The following is a 16401-nucleotide window of genomic DNA, read 5'->3' as shown; positions in this document are numbered from 1 at the left end:
GGCCGGGTGTGGAAGCGCGGTAACGTGTGGAGCTGACCGGTACTAATAGGCCGAGGACTTGACCATGAAGCAGTTTTTGCTGCGGTGGTTGTGCTGCGTCTTGGAGGTGTTGTGCCTTTAGAGACTGCGCGGACTTTCTGTAGTGAGGTTTTTGCTCGCGTCCACTATGTGATTCTGAGACAACAACCGGCGTGTGCTGTGTTGTTTGTTTCATAGTGTTTCGGCGGTTTTAGCGGTGGGGAAACACCCGGTTACATTCCGAACCCGGAAGTTAAGCCCTCCAGCGCCGATGGTACTGCACCGGGGACGGTGTGGGAGAGTAGGACGCCGCCGGACAATCTTTATCGAAGGGCCCCAGCCAAACGGCTGGGGCCCTTCGTTTTTTCGGCCCAGAAGCCACCCCGAGGAAATCACCCGAGTCCCTGTCAAGGAACGAAGAGCCGTTCCGTCGGAGCGTTCAAGACGTTCAGCAGCATGCCGGAGAAGAACACCGTTCCCAGGCTGAGCACACGTTTGCCCAACCCGCTCAAGAACGTCGGAGTGATCTCTTTCTCGTCAACGACCGGCCACTTGTCGGGGAGGGCCTTGGTGAAACTGAAGTGCGCGTCGGCGAGCCGTACAAATGTGACCGGATAGTCGGCGAGTTCGGTGATGGCTCCGTCCACGTCCTTGTGGTCGGGCAGGCACAGGAGGACGTGGTCGATGGTGTCCCAGCGCTGGTGAGCCATCATCAGAGCCGTGGCGATTCCCGCCCGGCTGATGGCTGAGTCAACATAGACCTCTGTTTCGCTGTCCGGGACGACATGATGGGAAAGCCGGCCCGGCAGTCGTACGGATTCGAGCACCCGATGGAGATCCCTCGGAGCCGGGGAATTCCTGCCCAGGAGCGACACCGTCGTGCTCGCCGCCGCGCAGCCGAGTTCGGCATTCCATCTGCCGTACGAGGGGGGCAGCAACTCCGCCGGAAGGGCATCCGCGTCGAGGATGTCGAGTTTCAGGTTTGCCTTCTGCCGCACGACCATCTCGATGGCTTCCTGTACGGGGGGCTCCTGAGGGAGCGACAGGACTGCCTCGGTCTGGCTGGAGACGACGGATGCCTTCTCCCGGGCGATTTCCACGGGTGTGTCGCCGAGCACGCCCACATGCTCGGCGAAGATCTGCGCGATCGCCACCACCAATGCGGGAAAGATTGACACCTCATCCGACCCGCCGCCCATTCCTGCTTCCAGCACGAGGTAATCGGCTTCGACCTGCTCCGCGAACAGCACACCGGCGATAGTGAACAATCCCGCGGGGGCCAGATGACCAGGGAGGCGGTCCCGGCCGGGCAGCCGCTGAAGGCCGCGAGCGATTCGATCCCCGAGTGAGGTGAGCTCCGCGGCGGAGATCGCGGCTCCATCCAGCCTGATCCGTTCCCGGTTGGACCGGAGGCCGGGACTGGTGACCGTGACGACACGGGCACCCGACGCGGCGAGGAAGGCGGACGCGTAGGTCGCCGCCGTGCCCTTTCCTTTCGAGCCGACTACCGTGAGAACGGGCACGCTGGCACCGGAAAGCCCGATCAGGCGGAGCAGCTGCCGGGCTCGCTCCAGGCTTCGACGTGAGGCGTCGGGACGCGACCGCCAGTCCGCGAAGAAGGCGCTGTCAGAGCTCACCGCGCGAGTCTACGCGGTCTATCAGCGACGACCTCCGCGTGCGTCGTGCGCGCGGGGAAGCCGCGGGGGCGACCTCGTCCAGGTCGGCCAGTAGTCGCGCGACGTACGCGCGGGGAGCCGCAGGGACCCCGTCCAGGGCAGCCGGCAGCCGCGTGCGTCGTGCGCGGGGGGCGACCTCGTCCAGGTCGGCCGGCAGCCGCGCGACGTACGCGCGGGGACGCCACGAGCAGGCCGGTGATAAACGATAACCGTCTCGACCAAGCGACAACCGTCTCAATCAAGCGACAGCAGCCTCAATCACCCGACACCGTTGGGATGCCTGGCCGCGGGGGACCCCGGTTGGGGCGGCATTAAACTGGCTCGGTGACAGCAGCGCAGGACATCCACGCAGTAGAGGCCGCGATCCGTGCGCGCGGTGTCGAATGGGACATCGACCCGACCCTGGATCGCATGGCCGGCCTGGTCGACCTTCTGGGCCAGCCCCAGGCGGCGTTTCCTGTGATCCACATCGCCGGCACCAACGGTAAGTCGAGCACGGCTAGGATGGTCGAGGCGCTGCTGCGGGAACGGAACCTCCGGGTCGGGCGCTACACCAGTCCCGAGTTCGCGTCCATGCGCGATCGCATCTGCGTGGACGGTGTCCCCCTGGACGAGGACCGGTTCATCGAGCTGTTCCACGAACTGGAGCCGCACTTCGGGATCGTGGACCAGAAATACGGGCGGCTGAGCTTCTTCGAAGTGCTCACAGCGATGGCATTCGCCGCCTTCGCCGATGCCCCCGTGGACGTGGCCGTCATCGAGACGGGCATGGGCGGCACGTGGGACGCGACCAATGTCGCGACCGGGACTGTGGCCGTCATCACCTCCATCTCACTGGACCACACCGACTACCTCGGTCCCGACGTGGAAACGATCGCGACGGAGAAAGCGGGCATCATCAAGCCGGGCGCGACGGCCGTGCTGGAGCAGCAGGTGATCAGCGCCGCCGAGGTGCTGCTGCGGCGGTCGGCCGAGGTCGGGGCGACCGTGGCGCGCGAAGGGCTGGAATTCGGCGTGCTCCACCGCGAACTGGCCATGGGCGGCCAGCTCATCCACCTCAAGGGACTCAAGGGCTCCTACGAGGAGGTCTTCCTCCCCCTCTACGGAGCACATCAGGCGAGCAATGCCGTAACCGCCCTGGCGGCGGTGGAAGCCCTGACAGCAGGCGATGATCCGCTCGCCGACGACCTGGTACGGCAAGCCTTCGCCCAGGTGACCAGCCCAGGCCGCCTGGAGGTGGTCCGCAGAGGCCCGACCGTCATCATCGACGCCGCGCACAACCCCGGCGGCATGGAGGCCTCGGCGGACGCGATCACGGAATCATTCGGCTTCACCCGGCTGATAGCCGTGGTGGCCGTCATGGCCGACAAGGACGTCGACACGATCCTCGAACTCCTGGAACCCATCGTCGAAGAGATCGTGATTTCCAAGAACTCCTCGCCCCGATCGATGGACCCCGAGGAGCTGGCGCAACGCGCGGAGAGCGTCTTCGGCCAGGACCGTGTTCATCTGGCCCCCCGCCTGGACGACGCGATCGACCTCGCGATCAGCCTCGCCGACGAGGGCGACGAGTTCGGGGCCGGAGTGCTCATCACCGGTTCCGTCGTCACCGCCGGCGACGCCAGGCTTCTCTTGAAGGTCGGGTAATCATGTTCGACGTCACCGCCGGTGATGCCAGGGTCCTCTTGAAGGTCGGGTAATCATGTTCGATGTCACCCCCGGCATGCGCCGCCTGGGCGCCACCGTTCTCGGCATGGAAGCGATCGTCGTCGCCCTGGCCACCCCGGTCGCGATCACCATCCAGAATGTGGAGCCCAGCCTCGCGGCCACGATCGGCATCGGGATGGCGGTCCTCTGCGTAATCGTCGCGGGCCTGCTCAGATACCCGGCCGCCTTCATCGCGGGCACTCTGCTGCAGATTCTGGCGATCGCGACAGGTTTCCTGGTCAGCACGATGTTCTTCCTCGGGGCAATCTTCGCGGCGCTATGGATAACGGCGATATTCGTCGCTCGCCGTGTCGAGGGAGCGACGAAGCGCTAAAGTCGGCCACCATGGCCGTCCCTCCAATTCAGCCGCTGCACCCCCCGCTGGACGTCGTCCGAGCGCCTGCGGTGGCCATCGTGGTCGACATCCTGGTGGCCCTCCTGATCGTGGCCACCCTGCCGCTGGCGATCTTGGCGATTCCGAACACGATCTCCGTCGTCGCGGCGCTGCTGCCGCCGGACGTGTCGCAGATCGCGATGATTCGCGCCCACGGCTTGGCCCTGCCCGCCATGCTGCTCACGGTCCCGGCCGCCGCGCTGGCGGTGCGCCGGTTCCGCGCCGCTCCCGTGCTGGTCGCCGGTCTGACCGTGCTGGCCCTGGCCGACGCAGGGGGTGGTTTCGCGGACGGCCCGGTGACGGTGGGCGTGCTGCGGGTGCTGCATGGCATGGGTGCGGGCCTGCTGGTCCCGGCGACGCTGGTGGCGGCGATGGAGCGCCCGTCCCGGCGAATCCTGCTCCCGGTGTGGGCCGGTGCGCTGGCGGTGAGCCTGCTGACCGCTCAGGCGCTGGCGCTGTGGCCACTGGACGCGGTTTCCTCCTGGCAGGTCACGCTCCAGCCGTACCCGTTGCTGACCGGGATCGCGCTCGCGCTGGCCGCCGTTTTCCTGGTGCTGTGGCTGGTGAGCGACAAGAAGAGCCCCGGTGGACCGCGGCTGTCGGCCACTGAGCGGACGCGGCTGGTCATGGCGGCGGTGCCGTCGGCGGGGATCGCGCTGCTCGCGGTGGGGACGACGTTCGACTGGCCGCCGCTGATGGTGATCGCGGTCGCGTCGGTCGCCGTGGTCGCGATGCTCGGTCTGGGCTCGGTGGCGACCTTCGACGGTCCTGGTGGCCGGGTGCTGGCGTTCACCAATGTCGGGGTCGGGCTGGTTGTGCTGCCGACCGCCGCGCAGATGACGTATGTGGAACTCGGCGGTCTGGGTGGACCCGGGCTGACGGGCATGTGGGCGCCGTTCGGGGTGGCGGCCGTCGTCGCGCTGCTGGCCGCGCACGCGGCGATGCGCGTGAACGAGGAGATGGCGGCTCGGTTGGCGGCCGCCGGGCTGGTGACGGTGGTGGTCGGCCTGTGCGCGGTGCGACTGCTGGTGCCCACCATGGGCGGATCGATACTGCTGGTCCCGTTCGTTCTGCTCGCGACCGGGGCCGCGGTCGCTCTGGTGAGCGCCCTGCGCCTGGCGGGGCAGGTGGCCGCCCTGTTCGGCCTGTCCCTGCTCTTCCCGGCGGTCCTGGCCGGTTTCCTCGTCGGCACCGGCATCCAGGTGACCCGGCTGCGCGCGGTCAGCGAGGCGGAGGACGCCACCCGTCAGACCATGGTGGACGCGTTCGTGGGAGCTTTGCACCTGTGGGCGCTCATCGGTGGGTTCGTTCTCGTTCTGGTGCTGCTGCTCGCGTCCTTTCTGGCCCGCCGGTCCGCGCTGGCCGTACGGCCGGAGGAGCCGGAAGCGGGGGAGCCGGAGCCGCCGGTGGTTCCGGCGCCCACGCCCTCTCCAGAGGACAGGAGCGATGACGCCGGAGCCGACCGGTAAACTGCGGCTTGCGCGCGTGCGCGCCCCGAGTCTTCCTTCCGCGGCCGTTCCTGCGCACGCGGATCGCATCAAAGGAGAAACCCGTGTCCGAGCGTACGCTTGTCCTGATCAAGCCGGACGGTGTCCGTCGTGGCCTCGTCGGCGATGTCATCGGCCGCATCGAGCGTAAGGGCCTCAAGATCGTGGCGATGGAGCTGCGCACGCTGGACGCCGACACCGCCAAGGCGCACTACGCCGAGCACTCCGAGCGCCCGTTCTTCGGGGAGCTGGTGGAGTTCATCACCTCCGCGCCGCTGGTGGCCATGGTCGTCGAGGGCCCGCGCGCCGTCGAGGCGTTCCGGGCGCTGGCGGGCCTCACCGACCCGGTGAAGTCGGCTCCCGGCACCATCCGCGGCGACCACGCCCTGGAGATCGGCGAGAACGTCGTGCACGGTTCCGACTCGACCGAATCGTCCGCCCGGGAGATCAAGATCTTCTTCCCCGACCGTTTCTAGGCGCCGCACCCGCGAAAGCCCCGGGAAACCCGGGGCTTTTCGTGTTTCCGCAGGTAGATGTGGATAAACGTGAAGATTCTGAGGGTCGGCGTGCTCGGCCATGGGTACGACACGTTACGATTCGAATGCGATGCGTTATCACCTGCGGACCACCTGAAGGGAGGCCTCCTTCCCATGGGCAGCAAGCTTGCGTTTCTCGGCCGTGACATGGCGGTCGATCTCGGCACGGCCAACACGCTGGTCTATGTGCGCGGGCGTGGCATCGTGCTCAATGAGCCGTCGGTAGTGGCCATCAACACCACCTCGGGCAAGATCGTCGCCGTTGGCATCGAGGCCAAGCGCATGATCGGCCGTACGCCAGGGAACATCGTGGCGGTCCGCCCACTGAAGGACGGTGTGATCGCCGACTTCGACGTCACTGAGCGCATGTTGCGCTATTTCATCCAGCGGATTCACAAACGCCGTCACTTCGCCAAACCGCGCATCATCGTCGCCGTGCCCAGCGGGATCACCGGCGTCGAGCAGCGCGCGGTCAAGGAAGCCGGCTACCAGGCCGGCGCCCGCCGCGTCTACATCGTCGAGGAACCGATGGCCGCGGCCATCGGGGCGGGCCTGCCGGTGCACGAGCCGACCGGCAACATGGTCGTGGACATCGGCGGCGGCACCACCGAGGTCGCGATCATCTCGATGGGCGGCATCGTGACCAGCCAGTCCATCCGGGTCGGCGGCGACGAGCTCGATCACGCGATCATCGCGCACGCGAAGAAGGAACATTCGCTGATGCTCGGCGAGCGGACCGCGGAAGAAGTCAAGATCGCGATCGGCGCCGCGTGCGTGATGCCGGAGCAGGGCCAGGCCGAGATCCGCGGCCGTGACCTGGTCAGCGGCCTGCCGAAGACGATCGTGGTGTCCGCCGACGAGATCCGCGCCGCGATCGATGAGCCGCTCAACGCGATCGTCGACGCGGTCAAGTCGACCCTGGACAAGTGCCCGCCGGAGCTGTCCGGCGACCTGATGGACCGGGGCATCGCGCTGACCGGCGGCGGTTCGCTGCTGCGCGGCATGGAGGAACGCCTCCGCGACGAGACCGGCATGCCGGTGCATCTGGTCGACAACGCGCTCGACTCGGTCGCGCTCGGCACCGGCCGGTGCGTGGAGGACTTCGACGCGCTCCAGCAGGTTCTGGTCCCCGAACCGAGGCACTGAGGCACGGCGATGAAGGACACACGGCGGACGCGGATCGTGGTGGGCTCGCTGCTGGCGACGGCGCTGCTGCTGATCACGCTCGATCACCGCAGCGGTGACAGCCCGGTGCTCGGGCCGATCCGTGGGGTCGCCGCCGGTGCGTTCGGGGCCGCGGAACAGGCCGCGGCCTCGGTCACCGAGCCCGTCGGCTCGTTCTTCCGGGCGCTGGCGGGCGCGTCCGGCGCGCAGCGGAAGATCGCGGAACTGTCCGCCGAGAACGGCAGGCTGCGCGGCGAGCTGACCGCGCAGCGGCTGGACCGGCAGCGGTCGGCGCAGCTGAACGGCATGCTCGGCCTGGCCGGCCGGGGCGGTTACCGGGTCCTGCCGGCGCAGGTGATCGCGCGCAGGTCCGCGCCCGGGTTCGAGGACGCGGTGGAGATCGACGCGGGCGCCAGGGACGGCATCCGCGCCGAGATGACCGTGCTCAACGCCGACGGCCTGGTCGGCCGGGTGGTGCGGGCCGAGGAGCACACCGCGACCGTCGTGCTGCTGTCGGATCCGGCCTCCTCGGCGGGGGCGCGGCTGGAGGGCGGCAACGAGCTCGGCGTGGTCAACGGCCTGGGCGAGAACGGCAGCGCCGGGCGGTTCCTGCGGTTCCGGCTGCTGGACTCCTCCGCGCCGCTCACCGTCGGGCACCGCATCGTCAGTTTCGGGTCCATGCGGGGCACGCCGTATGTGGCGGGCGTTCCGATCGGGGTGATCGAGCGGGTGGAGGCGACCCCCGGCGAGCTCACCCGCACCGCGTATGCGCGGCCGTTCGCCGATCTGACCTCGCTGGACGTGGTCGGCGTGGTGGTGAAGGCGCCGGCTCGGCCGCCGCGTGACTCGGTCCTGCCGGGCGGGCGGCCGGATCCGAAGCCGCTCAAACCCGTCCCGAGCGTCTGACATGGCGCGGAACCTGGGCACCGCCGCGCTGATCTTCGCCGCGCTGGTCGTGCAGATGACCGTGATCAACCGGATGGGTTTCTCGGTGACACCCGATCTGGTGCTGCTGGTGGTGATCGCGCTCGCCACGCTGCGCGGCGAGACCGCGGGCGCCGTCATCGGGTTCCTGGCCGGGCTCGCCGCCGACCTCACCCCGCCCACCGACCACGTCCTGGGGCAGTACGCGCTGGTGATGTGCCTGACCGGTTACCTGGCCGGGCGGTGGGCAGCCAGGGTGCCGATGCTGGCGGTGGCCGCGTGCGCGGTCGGCGCGCCGGCGCTGGCGGTCGGGGTGGGGTCGTTGCTGGGCGATCCGGGCGTGGACTGGTCGACTTTCGTGGCGATCTGGCCGGGCACGGCGCTGTGCAACCTGCTCGCCGCGCCGATCGTGGTCTGGGCGGTGCGCGCGCTGTTCCGGCCGGCCCGGTCCAGGGACGTCCTGATCATGGGGAGGAGACGGCCGTGAACCGGATGCGGACCCGTTTCGTGGTGTTGCACGTGCTGGTGCTGTCGTTGCTGGCGGTTCTCTCCGTCCGGCTGTGGCAGGTCCAGGTGGTGCGCGGGCCGGAGTTCGTGGCGGTGGCGACCGAGACGCGGACCAGGGATGTGGTGGTGCCGGCCATCCGGGGGCAGATCCTGGATTCGACGGGGCGGCCGCTGGTGCGCAACCGCACCGGTCTGGTCGTGTCGATCGATCGCACCCGCCTGGATCGTATGCCGGACGCGGGCGACGCGGTGCTGAAGAAGCTGGCGGCCGTGCTCGGGTCGACCCCGGAGTCGTTGCGGGAGCGGATCCGCTCGTGCGGACCCGGGGTGGCGCGGCCGTGCTGGACGGGCTCGCGATACCAGCCGATTCCGGTGGACGACGCGGTGACGACCCCGGAGGCACTGCAGATCCTGGAGCGCCAGGAGGACTTTCCCGGGGTGACGGCCGAAGTCCAGGCGGTGCGCGACTATCCCGGCAAGACACACGCGGCGCAGGTGCTCGGATATCTGCAGCCCGTGACGCAGCAGGAGCTGGAGCGCCGGCAAGGGCTCAAGGCCAGCTATTCGGGTGTCGACCTGGTCGGGCGGGACGGGCTCGAAGAGGTCTACGACCAGGCGCTGCGCGGCAAGTCGGGCCTGCGCCGGGTCCAGGTGGACCGCATGGGCAAGGTCATCGGCGTGGAGCAGCAGGTCGCGCCGATCACCGGGGACACCCTGATCACCAGCATCGACGCGAAGGTGCAGGCCATCGTGGAGAAGGCGCTGGAAGGGGCGATGAAGCGGTCGCCGCAGGCGGACGGCGCGGCCGGGGTGGTGCTGGACGTGCGGACCGGGCGGGTGATCGCGATGGCCAGCATGCCCACCTACGACCCGTCGGTGTGGATCGGCGGGATCTCCGAGAACGAATACCAGCGGCTGCTGTCGGACAAGTCCGGCCGTCCGCTGGTGTCCCGCGCGATCAAGGGCACGTTCGCGCCCGGCTCGACGTTCAAGGTCACCTCGGTGTCGGCGATGGTCAAGGACGGGTATCCGCTGAACGGCACCTACGACTGCCCGGGCGCGTTCATGGTCGGCAGCCGGCCGTTCCACAACTTCCGGGGGATCGGGCTCGGGCCGATGAACCTGCACACGGCGCTGGTGAAGTCGTGCGACACGATCTTCTATCGGGCGGCGTACGAGATGTGGCTGCGCGACGGCGGCATGAAGCCCAAGCCCAAGCCCAAGGACCCGATGGCGGCGATGTCCCGGGCGTACGGGTTCGGGAAGCTGACCGGGATCGACATTCCGGGGGAGTCAGCGGGGCGTATTCCGGACCGGTACTGGAAGAAGAACCTGTGGGCGGCCACCCGGGCGACGAACTGCATCCGCGCCAAGAAGGGGTATCCGGAGGTCAAGGACGGGAACAGGGCGGCGTTCCTGAAGCGGCTGGCGTACGAGAACTGCCTGGAGGGCTTCCAGTGGCGGGCGGGTGACGCGGCGAACTTCTCGATCGGGCAGGGCGACGTGCTGGTGACGCCGCTGCAACTCGCCAACGCGTACGCGGCGCTGGTCGGGGACGGGAAGGTGCGCAGCCCGCGGATCGCCTGGGCGCTGGTCCGGCCGGACGGCACCAAGGTCAAGGAGATCGTGCCGCCGGTGATCGGCAAGCTGCCGATCGACGAGACCACCCGCGCCTACATCAAGAACGCGCTCAGCCAGGTGCCCTCCGACGGCACCGCGGCCGGGGCGTTCGGCGGCTGGCCGATGAACCTGGTCAGCATCGGCGGCAAGACCGGCACCGCCGAGGTGTACGGCAAAGCCGACACCGCCTGGTTCGCCTCGTTCGCCCCCACGGCCAAACCCCGCTTCGTGACCGTCGTCATGGTCTCCCAGGGCGGCATGGGCGGTTCGGCCGCCGCCCCGGCGGTCCGCGAGATCTATGAGGGCATGTTCGGTTTCGGCAAGGACCACGCGCCCGCCGCCCTCACCGAACCCGCCAAGCGTCTGCCGGTGATCAAGCCCGATGGCACGGTGAACCGGTGATCCCCGCCTCGGCGGTACCTCGGCGCAGGTCGCTGGCCAGCCGCGCGGTCGGCGAGGGCTCCGCGGTGCGCCGGATGGACGGGGTGCTGCTGATGGCGGTGGGCGCGCTCTGCGTGCTCGGCACCCTGCTGGTCTGGTCCTCCACCAGGACCTGGATGTCGGTGGAGCCGACCGGCCTGGTCAAGAAACATGTGCTCAACCTGGGCATCGGCGCCGTCCTGCTCAGCGCGGTGGCGATGGTGGAGCCGCACCGGCTGCGGGCGTACGCGCCGGTCGCTTACCTGATCGCCATGCTCGCGCTGATCCTGGTGGTGACCCCGGTGGGCACCACGGTGAACGGCTCGCACTCCTGGATCATGCTCGGCGGCGGCTTCGCCATGCAGCCGTCCGAGCTGGCCAAACCGGCGCTGGTGCTGCTGCTGGGCATGCTGCTGGCCGAACCCGCGGAGGGCACCGACCGGCCCAGGACGCTGGATCTCGTGCTGGCGCTGTCCGCGTCGGGGCTGACGATGGCGCTGGTGATGCTCCAGCCCGACCTGGGCACCACGATGGTGCTTTCGGTGATCACCGCCGGTGTGCTGATCTTCGCGGGGGTGCGGAAACGCTGGATCGGCGTGGTGGCGGGGGCCGCGGTGCTCGGGGGCGGGCTGGTGTGGTCGTTCGGGCTGCTCCAGCCGTACCAGGTGGCGCGGTTCACCGCGTTTCTCAACCCGGCCAGCGACCCGCGCGGGGTCGGCTACAACAGCACCCAGGCGCTGATCGCGATCGGCTCCGGCGAGATTTTCGGCAAGGGCCTGTTCCACGGCGGCCAGACCACCGGCCGGTTCGTGCCGGAGCAGCACACCGACTTCATCTTCACCGTGGCGGGGGAGGAGTTCGGGTTCCTGGGCGCGGTCACCGTGATCGCGCTGCTCGGCGTGGTGCTGCTGCGCGGGCTGCGGATCGCGCGGTACTGCGAGGACCGGTTCAGCGCGCTGGTCGCGAGCGGCATCGTCTGCTGGTTCGCGTTCCAGATGTTCATTAACGTTGGGATGACAATCGGCATCATGCCGATTACGGGATTGCCCCTGCCTTTCGTCTCGTACGGCGGGACGGCCACGTTCGCCAACATGATCGGGATCGGGTTACTGCAGGCCATCCACATCAAGGAGCGAAGCTTCGCGGGGTGAGAGCCGCCCGCAGGATCCTGCGGTGCGCTCTCACTGGCGCGACTTTCGTCAAGCGAACAATCTGGGAACGTACCTTGAATGTGCGATGACAGATGAACGCAGGACGCCATCCCCGAAGATCCCCCGAAGACGGAGGAACGGTGACTCCGGACGACGAGGCGCAGGAGCGCGGGCGCGCTTTGGACCTGCTCCGAAAGGCATTTCCCGACTACCGGATCGTGTACGGCGGCGGCCGATGGGCGGCGGCCGCGGCCGGGAACCCGCCCACGGTGTGGTTCGCCCAGACGGCGAGCAGCCTGTGCGGGCAGCTCTTCCTCGCCCAGCTGCGCAACGGCGGCACGGTGGGCCCGTTCCACGCGGAGAGCGACTCGCAGTGCGCACGGTGACCTTTTCGTAACGAGTGCCGGGCTAGCGTGGTATCGCCCCCTCTTGGAGAGTCAATGACCCATTCCGCCCGTGACCGTTCGGCCATCCAGTTCGCCGGCGCCATCCGGGACCGCACGCTCGCGGCCCTGGGCGAGGCGCCGTCGACCGCCGTCATCCATCAGATCGCCGAGGAGATCCACCTCAGCTCCCCCCAGACCTCCCGGTTGAAGTGCATGCGGCTGGCCAACGGCTGGACGGTGGAGGAGGCGATAGAGCGGTTCCACGAGATGTGCGACCGTTCCCAGATCAAGCGTCGTGGCCTGTCCGAGCGCTCCTGGCGGGAGTGGGAGGCGGGCGCGCGGCCGGACCGCGAGTACACCGACCTGCTCTGCCGCCTGTTCGAGACCGGCCCGGTCCAGCTGGGCTTCGCCCGCGACTACACGCCGGAGGAGGCCCGCCGGGCCCAGGCGGGCGCGGGCGACCCGATCGCGGACGCCGCCGCCGAGGCCAGCGAGCATGCCGAGGAGGCCGAGACCAGCGAACTCGGCTCCGGCGCGCTGGAACGCCTGCGCACCCAGGTGATCTGGGTGGGCCGCAGGTATGTGTGGGAGACGCCGCTCCCGCTCTTCGTCGAGATGCGCGCCCTCCAGGAACAGACCAGAAAGGCGCTGGAACGCCGCATCCACCCGACCCAGGCGGGCGAGCTGTACTTCCTGACCGGCGCGCTCTGCGGGCTGATGGCCAACGCCAGCATGGACATGGGCCGCCGGGTGCCCGCCGACACGCTGGCCAGGGCCTCCTGGACGTACGGCCGGATCTCCGGGCATCCCTCGCTGATGGGCTGGGCCCGCGGCATGCAGGCCTCGGTCGCGCTGTGGGACCGCCGTTACGAGGACGCGGCCAGATACGCCGGCGACGCCCTCACCCACCTGTCCACCGGCAGCGGCGGGGCCAGGCTGCACATGCTCAGGGCCCGGGCCTGCGCGATGCTGGGCCGCGCCGCCGAAGCCAGGGACGAACTTCACCGAGCTTCGCAGGCCCGGGCGTCCGGCGGCCCTGACGAACTGCACGACGAGATCGCCGGGGAGTTCGCCTTCCGGCCCGCCAAGGAGCACTACTACGCGGCCGTGACCCACCTGCATCTGGGCCAGGCGCCCCGGGCGATCGAGGAGGCCAGGGCCGCCATCGCGCTCTACTCCGCCGACGAGCGGGAGAACCGCTCCTACGGCTGCGAGGCGATGGCCCGCGCCCACCTGGCCATCGCCTACGTGCTGGAGGACGACCAGGAGGGTGCGGAACAGGCGGTCGCGCCGTTACTGGAACTGCCGCCTGAACGCAGGATCGACAGCCTGGGCGCCACCCTGGCGGCCAGCAGATCGCTGGTGTCGGACCGGATGGCCCGCCAGATCGAGGGCTTCTGCTCGGTCGGCCTGGCGCAGACCCGTGACCTGAGTTTCGAAACCCCGGCGAGGGCGCTGAACACATGACCGCTCCCACCGTCGCCGGAGTTCCCGCGACGCTCGCGCAAGCCTGCCATGCCGCCGGTCTGGACCCGGCGGGCGCGCGCCTGCTGCGCAGCTTCGCCAACATCGTCTACCTGCTGCCCCGCGAGTCGGTGGTGGTACGGCTTTCCGACGCCAACGCCCTCGGCAAGTACGACCGCCTGGTCGTCTCGCTCAAGGTCACCCGCTGGCTGGTGGAGCAGGGCTTCCCGGCCACCATGCCGCTGGACGTCAAGCAGCCGCTGGCCGTCGACGGCGCGCTGGCCACGTTCTGGCACTACGAGGAGCACGCCGGGCCGCCTCCGGACCCGGCGCCGCTCGGCTTGATGCTCCGGCGGCTGCACGCGCTGCCGCCGGTGCCGTTCGACTTGCCGACCTTCGATCCTTTCGGCACGATCCGGCGGGCCATCGCGGCCAGCCGGGCCATCGACGAGGAGGAGCGCGAGTGGCTGACCGAACGGTGCTCGGCGCTCTCCGACGCCTACTACGAGCGGCTGGAGTTCGCTCTGCCGTACGGGCTGGTGCACGGTGACGCGCACCGGGGCAACCTGCTCCGTACACCTGAGGGACTGCTGCTGTGCGACTGGGATTCGGTGAGCGCCGGGCCTCGAGAGATCGACCTGGTGCCCACGCTGGTGGGGGCCAGGTTCGGGCTGACCGAGGCGGAACGGGACGGGTTCGTCGAGGCGTACGGGTACGACGCCAGGAACTGGTCCGGGTATGGGGTGCTGCGGGACACCCGGGAACTGCAGACGCTGACGGCCGTGCTCAGGAACGCGCACCGGGATCCGGGGTCGCGGGCGGAGTTACGGTTCCGGCTCGCTTCGCTACGGGCCGGTGACGACCGTACCTGGCACGCCTTCTGAAGCGGATACCCTTGGGAGCATGTCTGTCGAGTCCTTGTTCCCCCGCCTGGAACCGCTGCTGCCCAAAGTGCAGAAGCCGATCCAGTATGTGGGGGGTGAGCTGAACTCGACCGTCAAGGATTGGGACGAGGCCACGGTCCGGTGGGCGCTGATGTATCCGGACGCGTATGAGGTGGGCCTGCCCAACCAGGGCGTGCAGATTCTGTACGAGATCCTCAACGAGCTCCCGGACACCATGGCCGAGCGCACCTACGCGGTGTGGCCCGACCTGGAGGCGCTGATGCGCGCCGAGGGCGTGCCCCAGTTCACCGTGGACGCGCACCGGCCGGTGCGCGCCTTCGACCTGCTCGGGGTGTCCTTCTCCACCGAACTCGGCTACACCAACCTGCTGACCGCGCTCGACCTGGCGGGGATCCCGCTGCACGCGGTCGATCGGACCGACGACGATCCGATCGTGCTGGCCGGTGGGCACGCCGCGTTCAACCCGGAGCCGATCGCCGACTTCCTCGACGCCGCCGTGCTCGGCGACGGCGAGCAGATCGCGATCGCCATCTCCGAGGTGATCCGCGAGTGGAAGAACGAGGGCGAGCCGGGCGGCCGGGACGGGGTGCTGCTGCGGCTGGCCGAGACCGGCGGCGTCTACGTGCCCAAGTTCTACGACGTGGAGTATCTGCCGGACGGCCGGATCAAGCGGGTCGTGCCCAACCGTCCGGGGGTTCCCTCCCGGGTGTTCAAGCACACCGTGATGGACCTGGACGAGTGGCCGTATCCGAAGAAGCCGCTGGTGCCGCTGGCCGAGACCGTGCACGAGCGGTTCAGCGTGGAGATCTTCCGCGGCTGCACCCGGGGCTGCCGGTTCTGCCAGGCGGGCATGATCACCCGCCCGGTCCGGGAGCGGTCGATCACGGTGATCGGCGACATGGTGGCCAACGGCATCAAGGAGTCCGGCTTCAACGAGGTCGGCCTGCTGTCGCTGTCCAGCGCCGACCACTCCGAGATCGCCGAGGTGGCCAAGGGCCTCGCCGACCGCTACGAGGGCACCAACACGTCGCTGTCGCTGCCGTCCACCCGGGTCGACGCGTTCAACATCGACCTGGCCAACGAGTTCTCCCGCAACGGCCGCCGCTCCGGCCTGACCTTCGCGCCCGAAGGCGGTTCCGAGCGCATGCGCAAGGTGATCAACAAGATGGTCACCGAGGAGGATCTGATCCGCACCGTCACCACCGCCTACACGCAGGGGTGGCGGCAGGTGAAGCTGTATTTCATGTGCGGCCTGCCCACCGAGGAGGACATCGACGTCCTCGGCATCGCCGACCTGGCCAAGAAGGTCATCAAGGCCGGTCGCGAGGCCACCGGTTCGCGGGACATCCGCTGCACGGTCTCCATCGGCGGTTTCGTGCCCAAGCCGCACACCCCGTTCCAGTGGGCCGCCCAGTGCGACCACGAGACGGTGGACCGGCGGCTCCGCGAACTCCGCAACAGCCTGCGCAACGACAAGCAGTATGGCAAGGCCATCGGATTCCGCTACCACGACGGCAAGCCGTCCATCGTGGAGGGCCTGCTCTCCCGGGGGGACCGGCGAGTCGGCGCGGTGATCAAGGCCGTGTGGGCGGACGGCGGGCGGTTCGACGGCTGGAGCGAGCATTTCTCCTACGAACGCTGGATGAAGTCGGCCGCCGAGGTCGGGGTGGACGTGGACTGGTTCACCATCCGGGAGCGCGAGGAGCACGAGGTGCTCCCCTGGGACCACCTCGACGCCGGCCTCGACCGGGAATGGCTCTGGCAGGACTGGCAGGACGCCGTCAACGACGTCGAGGTCGAGGACTGCCGCTGGACACCGTGTTACGACTGCGGCGTCTGCCCCACCATGGGGACCGAGATTCAGATCGGGCCCACGGGGCGGAAGTTGCTGCCGCTGACCGTCGTGTGAACGACGCGTGAGAGCGGCATATGCTGAGAGAAGAATTTCTGACTCGAAGAGTATCGATTCAACATCAATAACAGGGATTGACGAGACCGGAAGGACGACGGAGCACTGAAACCCGTTCCCGATGGGCCCCCGC

Annotated in this window: 14 protein-coding genes and 1 rRNA gene; 14 read left to right on the top strand and 1 reads right to left on the bottom strand. The window is 68.9% G+C overall.

Going from position 1 to position 16401, the window contains the following annotated elements; genetic code table 11:
• Positions 1 to 219: 219 nt before the first annotated feature.
• Positions 220 to 336, top strand: a 5S ribosomal RNA gene (rrf, locus tag Aple_RS27435).
• A gap of 89 nt (positions 337 to 425) precedes the next feature.
• Here the strand turns inward: rrf and Aple_RS27430 are convergent.
• Positions 426 to 1655 (bottom strand): folylpolyglutamate synthase family protein, encoded by a 1230-nt coding sequence (locus Aple_RS27430; protein ID WP_155347594.1) that lies wholly within the window; start codon positions 1653 to 1655, stop codon positions 426 to 428.
• 363 nt (positions 1656 to 2018) lie between these two features.
• On the opposite strand from Aple_RS27430, the gene Aple_RS27425 reads away from it, so the two are divergent.
• The 13 genes from Aple_RS27425 (at position 2019) to Aple_RS27365 (ending at position 16268) form a co-directional block, all read left to right on the top strand.
• Positions 2019 to 3341, top strand: coding sequence for a bifunctional folylpolyglutamate synthase/dihydrofolate synthase (locus Aple_RS27425; protein WP_155347593.1), 1323 nt, complete (start codon positions 2019 to 2021; stop codon positions 3339 to 3341).
• A 55-nt stretch (positions 3342 to 3396) separates the two neighbouring features.
• A complete protein-coding gene (locus tag Aple_RS27420) occupies positions 3397 to 3735 on the top strand; it encodes a DUF4233 domain-containing protein (protein ID WP_155347592.1) in 339 nt (112 codons plus the stop codon).
• A gap of 11 nt (positions 3736 to 3746) precedes the next feature.
• Entirely contained in the window at positions 3747 to 5264 is a 1518-nt protein-coding gene (locus Aple_RS27415; protein WP_155347591.1) for a hypothetical protein, read from the top strand.
• A gap of 83 nt (positions 5265 to 5347) precedes the next feature.
• A complete protein-coding gene (ndk, locus tag Aple_RS27410; RefSeq protein ID WP_155347590.1) occupies positions 5348 to 5758 on the top strand; it encodes a nucleoside-diphosphate kinase in 411 nt (136 codons plus the stop codon).
• 174 nt (positions 5759 to 5932) lie between these two features.
• Positions 5933 to 6964 (top strand): rod shape-determining protein, encoded by a 1032-nt coding sequence (locus Aple_RS27405; RefSeq protein ID WP_155347589.1) that lies wholly within the window; start codon positions 5933 to 5935, stop codon positions 6962 to 6964.
• A gap of 9 nt (positions 6965 to 6973) precedes the next feature.
• Positions 6974 to 7888, top strand: a complete 915-nt coding sequence (gene mreC, locus Aple_RS27400; protein ID WP_155347588.1) for a rod shape-determining protein MreC — start codon at positions 6974 to 6976, stop codon at positions 7886 to 7888.
• A gap of 1 nt (position 7889) precedes the next feature.
• Entirely contained in the window at positions 7890 to 8393 is a 504-nt protein-coding gene (gene mreD / locus Aple_RS27395) for a rod shape-determining protein MreD (RefSeq protein WP_155347587.1), read from the top strand.
• 5 nt (positions 8394 to 8398) lie between these two features.
• Positions 8399 to 10435, top strand: a complete 2037-nt coding sequence (gene mrdA, locus Aple_RS27390) for a penicillin-binding protein 2 (protein WP_155347604.1) — start codon at positions 8399 to 8401, stop codon at positions 10433 to 10435.
• Positions 10432 to 11604, top strand: a complete 1173-nt coding sequence (gene rodA / locus Aple_RS27385) for a rod shape-determining protein RodA (protein WP_246264808.1) — start codon at positions 10432 to 10434, stop codon at positions 11602 to 11604. The genes mrdA and rodA overlap by 4 nt, the downstream gene beginning before the upstream one ends.
• Before the next feature lie 140 nt (positions 11605 to 11744).
• Complete coding sequence (locus Aple_RS27380) at positions 11745 to 11990, top strand: hypothetical protein (protein WP_155347586.1); 246 nt, start codon at positions 11745 to 11747, stop codon at positions 11988 to 11990.
• Between the two features lie 54 nt (positions 11991 to 12044).
• Positions 12045 to 13457 (top strand): NsdA family TPR-like regulatory protein, encoded by a 1413-nt coding sequence (locus tag Aple_RS27375; RefSeq protein WP_155347585.1) that lies wholly within the window; start codon positions 12045 to 12047, stop codon positions 13455 to 13457.
• Positions 13454 to 14338: a phosphotransferase family protein gene (locus tag Aple_RS27370; protein WP_155347584.1), complete on the top strand. Its 885-nt coding sequence runs from the start codon at positions 13454 to 13456 to the stop codon at positions 14336 to 14338. Before Aple_RS27375 ends, Aple_RS27370 begins: the two co-directional genes overlap by 4 nt.
• Before the next feature lie 19 nt (positions 14339 to 14357).
• The gene (locus Aple_RS27365; protein ID WP_155347583.1) at positions 14358 to 16268 is read left to right on the top strand and encodes a TIGR03960 family B12-binding radical SAM protein; all 1911 of its coding nucleotides are present in this window, start codon (positions 14358 to 14360) and stop codon (positions 16266 to 16268) included.
• Positions 16269 to 16401 lie beyond the last annotated feature (133 nt).

The sequence above is a fragment of the Acrocarpospora pleiomorpha genome (assembly GCF_009687885.1).
GTDB classification, from domain to species: domain Bacteria; phylum Actinomycetota; class Actinomycetes; order Streptosporangiales; family Streptosporangiaceae; genus Acrocarpospora; species Acrocarpospora pleiomorpha.
The sequence above is the reverse complement of the archived record's forward strand: the minus strand, read 5'-3'. Positions and strand labels throughout refer to the sequence as shown.

What these genes read in the sequence shown, in the direction of transcription:
- Aple_RS27420 (WP_155347592.1), top strand. Translation starts at nt 3,397, where the DNA reads ATGTTCGATGTCACCCCCGGCATGCGCCGCCTGGGCGCCACCGTTCTC.
- Aple_RS27415 (WP_155347591.1), top strand. Translation starts at nt 3,747, where the DNA reads ATGGCCGTCCCTCCAATTCAGCCGCTGCACCCCCCGCTGGACGTCGTC.
- Aple_RS27405 (WP_155347589.1), top strand. Translation starts at nt 5,933, where the DNA reads ATGGGCAGCAAGCTTGCGTTTCTCGGCCGTGACATGGCGGTCGATCTC.
- mreC (WP_155347588.1), top strand. Translation starts at nt 6,974, where the DNA reads ATGAAGGACACACGGCGGACGCGGATCGTGGTGGGCTCGCTGCTGGCG.
- mreD (WP_155347587.1), top strand. Translation starts at nt 7,890, where the DNA reads ATGGCGCGGAACCTGGGCACCGCCGCGCTGATCTTCGCCGCGCTGGTC.
- mrdA (WP_155347604.1), top strand. Translation starts at nt 8,399, where the DNA reads ATGCGGACCCGTTTCGTGGTGTTGCACGTGCTGGTGCTGTCGTTGCTG.
- Aple_RS27375 (WP_155347585.1), top strand. Translation starts at nt 12,045, where the DNA reads ATGACCCATTCCGCCCGTGACCGTTCGGCCATCCAGTTCGCCGGCGCC.
- Aple_RS27370 (WP_155347584.1), top strand. Translation starts at nt 13,454, where the DNA reads ATGACCGCTCCCACCGTCGCCGGAGTTCCCGCGACGCTCGCGCAAGCC.
- Aple_RS27365 (WP_155347583.1), top strand. Translation starts at nt 14,358, where the DNA reads ATGTCTGTCGAGTCCTTGTTCCCCCGCCTGGAACCGCTGCTGCCCAAA.